3 protein-coding genes are annotated in these 5,406 nt (G+C 41.2%); 2 read left to right on the forward strand and 1 reads right to left on the reverse strand.

Annotated features, from left to right (window positions below; translation table 11 throughout):
* Positions 1-127: 127 nt before the first annotated feature.
* Complete coding sequence (locus tag QZ265_RS09630) at positions 128-1,105, reverse strand: zinc-binding dehydrogenase (protein ID WP_296405677.1); 978 nt, start codon at positions 1,103-1,105, stop codon at positions 128-130.
* A 462-nt stretch (positions 1,106-1,567) separates the two neighbouring features.
* On the opposite strand from QZ265_RS09630, the gene QZ265_RS09635 reads away from it, so the two are divergent.
* Positions 1,568-3,115, forward strand: a complete 1,548-nt coding sequence (locus QZ265_RS09635) for a helicase HerA-like domain-containing protein (protein ID WP_296405673.1) — start codon at positions 1,568-1,570, stop codon at positions 3,113-3,115.
* 106 nt (positions 3,116-3,221) lie between these two features.
* A partial coding sequence (locus QZ265_RS09640) for an ESPR-type extended signal peptide-containing protein (protein WP_296405674.1) occupies positions 3,222-5,406 on the forward strand: 2,185 nt, incomplete at its 3' end.

Here is a 5,406-nt window from a genome sequence, read left to right on the forward strand (position 1 = left end):
AGTATAATTGGAGTTATCATAATTTAAGCTATCAAAAGAGCTATTCATAAGAAAAGCAACGTCCAAGACGTTGCCCTTTAGCAAAATAGATTTAAAGCAATATGGTATTGCTCACTCAATTCAAAAACTAGACTTTCAACAATACTTTACCTTTTTTACCCTGTTGTACCTCACCTGACACTGCTTGTTTTATATCCTCTAAACTATAAATGGCACCAACAGGCAAAGTCAGTTGTTTATGAATAGCACGCTCAACCAGCTCCTTAATTAAACGGCGCTTGTTAATACTATCCATTTCTCGACTAGTCTTACTGCCCCAGAATCCTTTCACTACTGCTTCTTTAAAGATAAGGCTGCTGGGATTTAATACCATGGCCCCACCGGTCATTGCGCCAAAAGAAACCAAAGTACCGCCACTGCCTAATAGTGTTAATAAGTCATTGCTGTCGCTACCACCCAAAGAGTCGGCGGCGGCACTTATTTGTGAGTCACCAGTAATATCACGCACCTGATCTATCCAATCAGATTTTGAGGTATCAATAACATGTTTAATGCCCAAATCTGATAATTCCTGAACCGCTTCTGCACGGCGAACTAAGCTAATGGTGTGGATCCCACGAGCGGCGGCCAACATCGCAAATGATTTACCAACGGCACCATTAGCAGCATTCAAGATTGCCCATTGACCAGACTGTAACGCCATGAATTCAAGCAGCATTAAGGCACTTAATGGCATAGCAATCAGCTGCGAAGCTATCTCATCCTCAAGTATATCTGGAACAGCAAAGACCATATTTGAGAAAGCAATAAAGTACTCAGCCCAAGTATTTTTTACACTGGCTGTAACGACTCGTTGGCCAACCGTTAGACCCTCTACTTCATCACCAATAGCGTCAATAATGCCTAATGCTTCACTGCCGCCTATAGCAGGTAGGTCTGGCTTATCGCCATACTGGCCTTGTATCGTAATCAAATCATGGTTATGAATCGGTGATAAAAGCGTTTTGATACGTACTTCATGGGCGTTAGGTTGTAGCGTTGGCGTATCCTCTATATTAAGTACTTCAGAGGGTTTGCCAAAACTGTGGTAAATAGCGCTTCTCATAATTATATCCTGTTGCATTAGTAGAGTTGAGCCAAAAAATACAGCGTTAAGCAATAAGGCATAACGTTGTGCCATAAAGTTTCAGCTTTACATTAGCAACGCTATGGTCAACTTATCAATGTTAATTTGGTGAGTTGAATTTTTTATTAATGCTACTTTGGTGAATTGAATTTTGGTGAATTGGACTTCGATGCTTTGTATTTTGGTGAATTGGATAGCTAAATTGAAGAAAAATCTACCCAATAAGCTAAGGTTGATATGCATCAATAAATGCTAAATCTTGATAAGGGTTTGAATAGCAAATCATATATTTAATGATAGTTTAATCACTGTGTGCTATAAGCTTAAGATTATTAGGCTTGAAGTTTCTCGGTTTAATAATGGCCTATTTTATATATTGCAATTCGTATAAGGGGTGATATAGTAAAACTTACTTAATCTATTTTAATTGTGAGCTAAACAATGGCAAACATAACCCTAGCATACTCCACATCGGTGGATACTCAAAAGGAACCGGTTTTTATACGCTCAAATATGGCCAACCGTCACGGCCTCATAGCAGGCGCTACCGGTACAGGAAAAACCGTCTCATTAAAAGTACTAGCCGAGCAGTTTGCCGAACTAGGTGTGCCAGTTTTTATGGCCGATGTCAAAGGCGATCTATCGGGGCTAGCGCATGCTGGCGAGATGAGCGAGAAGTTACAACAACGTTTGATTCAATTGAAGTTGCCGACGCCAACCTTTACAGGGTATCGTTGTGTGTTTTGGGATGTCTTTGGGCAGCAAGGCCACCCCATGCGTACTACCATTAGTGAAATGGGCCCTTTAATATTAGGTCAATTATTAAATTTAAATTATACCCAAGCGGGTGTATTAACCGTCGCTTTTAGAGTTGCTGATGATGAAGGATTGTTACTACTTGATCTAAAAGATTTAAGACAAATGCTGCAGTTTGTTTCGGACAATGCCAATGAGCTACGCACTCGCTACGGCAATATATCTGCCGCCAGTGTTGGGGCGATACAGCGCCAATTATTGACTTTAGAAGATCAGGGTGCTCATCAGTTCTTTGGTGAACCGGCGCTGAATCTGGATGATTTAATCCAGACAGATGAGAACGGACGTGGGGTGATCAATATATTGGCTGCTGACAAGCTCATGCTCAGTCCAAAACTATACAGTTGTTTGTTGTTATGGTTGATATCCGAGTTTTATGAAACTTTGCCAGAAGTGGGAGATATGGATAAGCCTAAAATGGTGATTTTCTTTGATGAAGCGCATTTGTTATTCGAAGATGCCAATGATGCATTGTCGCAAAAGATAGAACAAGTGGTACGGCTGATTCGTTCAAAAGGGATTGGGATTTATTTTATTAGTCAAAGTCCTACTGATATCCCTGATAGTATTTTGGGTCAATTGGGTCACCGTATTCAGCATGCACTGCGAGCATTTACTCCCAAAGATCAAAAAGCGATACGTGCCGCTGCACTAACCTTCCGTCCCAACCCCAATGTGGATGTTGAAAGTGCTTTAACGACACTGGGTGTGGGTGAAGCCTTGGTTAGCGTATTAGATGAATCAGGCACGCCAACGCCCGTTGAGCGCGTTTGGATGCTTTCGCCAAATAGTCAGTTTGCGCCGTTAAGTGCAGGTGAGCGACTCGATGTGGTCAATGCCAGTGTGTTATCAGGTGTCTATGACCAGCCTATTGACCGGGAAAGTGCTTATGAGATGCTTAATAAGCGTGCTCAAAATGCAATGATTGAGAAGGAACAACAAGCCCAACAAGAAATCGAACGTAGACAAGCCGATCAAGCTATTAAAGAGCAGGCGACATTAGATGCCAAAGCGGCAGCGGCAGCCATAAAGGAACAGCAACAACAGGAACGCGATAAAGAAAAGTTAAAACAACGAATCATTGGTACGGTGGCAACCACAGTTGCAAGGCAAGTAGCAGGGCCCTCTGGCAGTCGATTAATGCGTGGTATTTTGGGATCATTATTCAAATAGTTTTTTTAAAAATGGAAACTGTATTTAGCGGTAGTTTTATTGATAGCAGTAATACGTAGTTGAAAAATCATGGTGGTATAACTTAATTAATAATAAGGAAAGAATCATGAATAAAGTTTACAAGCTAATTTGGAACACCGCTTTGGGACAATGGATTGTATGTTCTGAGCTAGGAAAAAAAAGTAAGTCGTCTGCTAAAGCAACGCTTCTTATGGGTGGCGTTCTTTTATCTTCAGCCAGTTTTGCAGTGGAATGTAACAAGTTAACTAACGGTTCCGTTATAGTAAATAACACTAATAACACTGGAGCAAATATCAACTGCGAGGTGTCAAGCACACCCCCTGTAATTGGAAATGATAGTATTTATAATCAAGGTTTCTTGGTTTATAGTCAGGGTGCTGATAAGAGTATCAGCGTTACTAATGATTTAGTTGCAACGGTAAAAGGCTCCGATGGTATTTCAGTTTATGGGACGAACTCAAATGATCTTTCTTTATTCGAGGCCACTGGCAAAAAAATATCTCTGACCATTAAAAATTTAGATGCAAATATCAGTAATCCACTAGGGGATAATTATAGAAAGGTTGGTCTAGCTGTCTCTCATGCAGGGACATCGGCAATAGGATCGCTCAACCTCAACATGGAGAACCTGCCTCTAATTAGATATGAGCACTACGGCGTATTAACAGGTTCTAGCGTGGACTCTGGAGAAACAGTCGCATTTAATGGATTGCAGTCAAAAGCGATTTTTGACAATTTAGATCTTAAAATGAGTGCGTTTAATAACACCCCGTTTTATTCGTCATCTCCACTAGTCGTTGGTATTCGTGCTATACAAGGCGCCTCTAACGGAAACGCTGGTAATGGTTCAGCAGGCTATGTAAAAGTTAATAATGACCTTAATATTGATATTCAAACTAAAAATAATGATGCTATCGGGATTTATGTTTCTGGAACAGAAAAGAATGGGGTGGTACCTGAAGTACGTCTTAATAATAGTAACATTAAGATAGTTAGCGACTCCACTCGCGCTAACGCTATTCGTTTGGGTAAAGGTGCTACAGTTGGAACAGGTGAAGGGCGTTTATATTCAACAGGCGATATGAACATTGATACAACCCAAGCGGTGAACAGTTCGGCGATTGATATTATTTGGCAAGGCGCATTGTTAGATGCAAGCACTGATACTGCAAGCACTACTATTAAAGCAGGCAAAGAAGCTATTAGGGTAAGTGGTAGTGCTAGCCAAGATACGGCTCAAACTGTTACTTCATTCAACGATTTAATTATTAATAAAACACAAACCAATACTGCAAATTTGATTAATGTTGCAAGTGGTCAAAAAGATTATGTTTTTACAGCTAAAGGTAAAAACACTTCTCTGATATCTAATAATGGTGCTAATGCTAACGTTATCAATGTTCAAGGTACAACCCCCGATCTAAGCAACGTTACATACAACTTTGCTAATGGATATATGCAAGGTTTAGTCAATAAATCAGACGCATCAACACTAAATATGAATCTGCAAAACGATTCAACTTGGCAATTGGAAGCAAATGCTAATAGCAAACAAGCGTCCTTTAGCGATCTGAACTTGATAGGATCGCGCTTGGTTGCCCATGATATCAATAAAGGCAATTCAACGGGCAATCAGACACAATCCGACTTCACACTAAAAGGCAATGTGATAGCCAGAGATTCAGAGATCGACATGGCTAACCGTGTGGCGGGTGACAAGCTTACTATTGATGGTGACTACACAACAGGTAGTAACAATTGGTTAATGGACTCTTATCTGACTGGTTTGGGTCAAAGTGGTGACTTGGGTGTTGATGGTAAGTCATATACTGACAATATCAAAATTACTGGTAGTGTTATCGACAAAGGGTTCGATAGTGTTTGGGTTAATAACCTTAATATTAACGATCCAACTGGGCAAGAATCTGTTCTTATGTATGATATTGATGGCGACTCAAACGGGGAGTTTTTGTTACAACGTCGAGTAGTTAAAGGTGGATATGAGTATCTTCTAAATAAACATGCTGATGGCGACTGGTATCTTGAAAGCTTTAATCTAAAAGGCGAAACGGGTTCTACGGGTGCCACAGGCGATACTGGTGCTACGGGTGCCACAGGCGCAACAGGTGCTACGGGTGCTACTGGCGCTACGGGTGCCACAGGTGATACTGGTGCAACGGGTGCCACAGGTGCAACAGGTGCTACTGGCGCAACAGGTGCTACTGGCGCTACGGGTGCCACAGGCGCTACGGGTGCCACAGGCGATACTG

It is taken from the genome of Psychrobacter sp. (assembly GCF_018260395.1).
Taxonomy (GTDB): domain Bacteria; phylum Pseudomonadota; class Gammaproteobacteria; order Pseudomonadales; family Moraxellaceae; genus Psychrobacter.

What these genes read in the sequence shown, in the direction of transcription:
- QZ265_RS09630 (WP_296405677.1), bottom strand. Translation starts at nt 1,105, where the DNA reads ATGAGAAGCGCTATTTACCACAGTTTTGGCAAACCCTCTGAAGTACTT.
- QZ265_RS09635 (WP_296405673.1), top strand. Translation starts at nt 1,568, where the DNA reads ATGGCAAACATAACCCTAGCATACTCCACATCGGTGGATACTCAAAAG.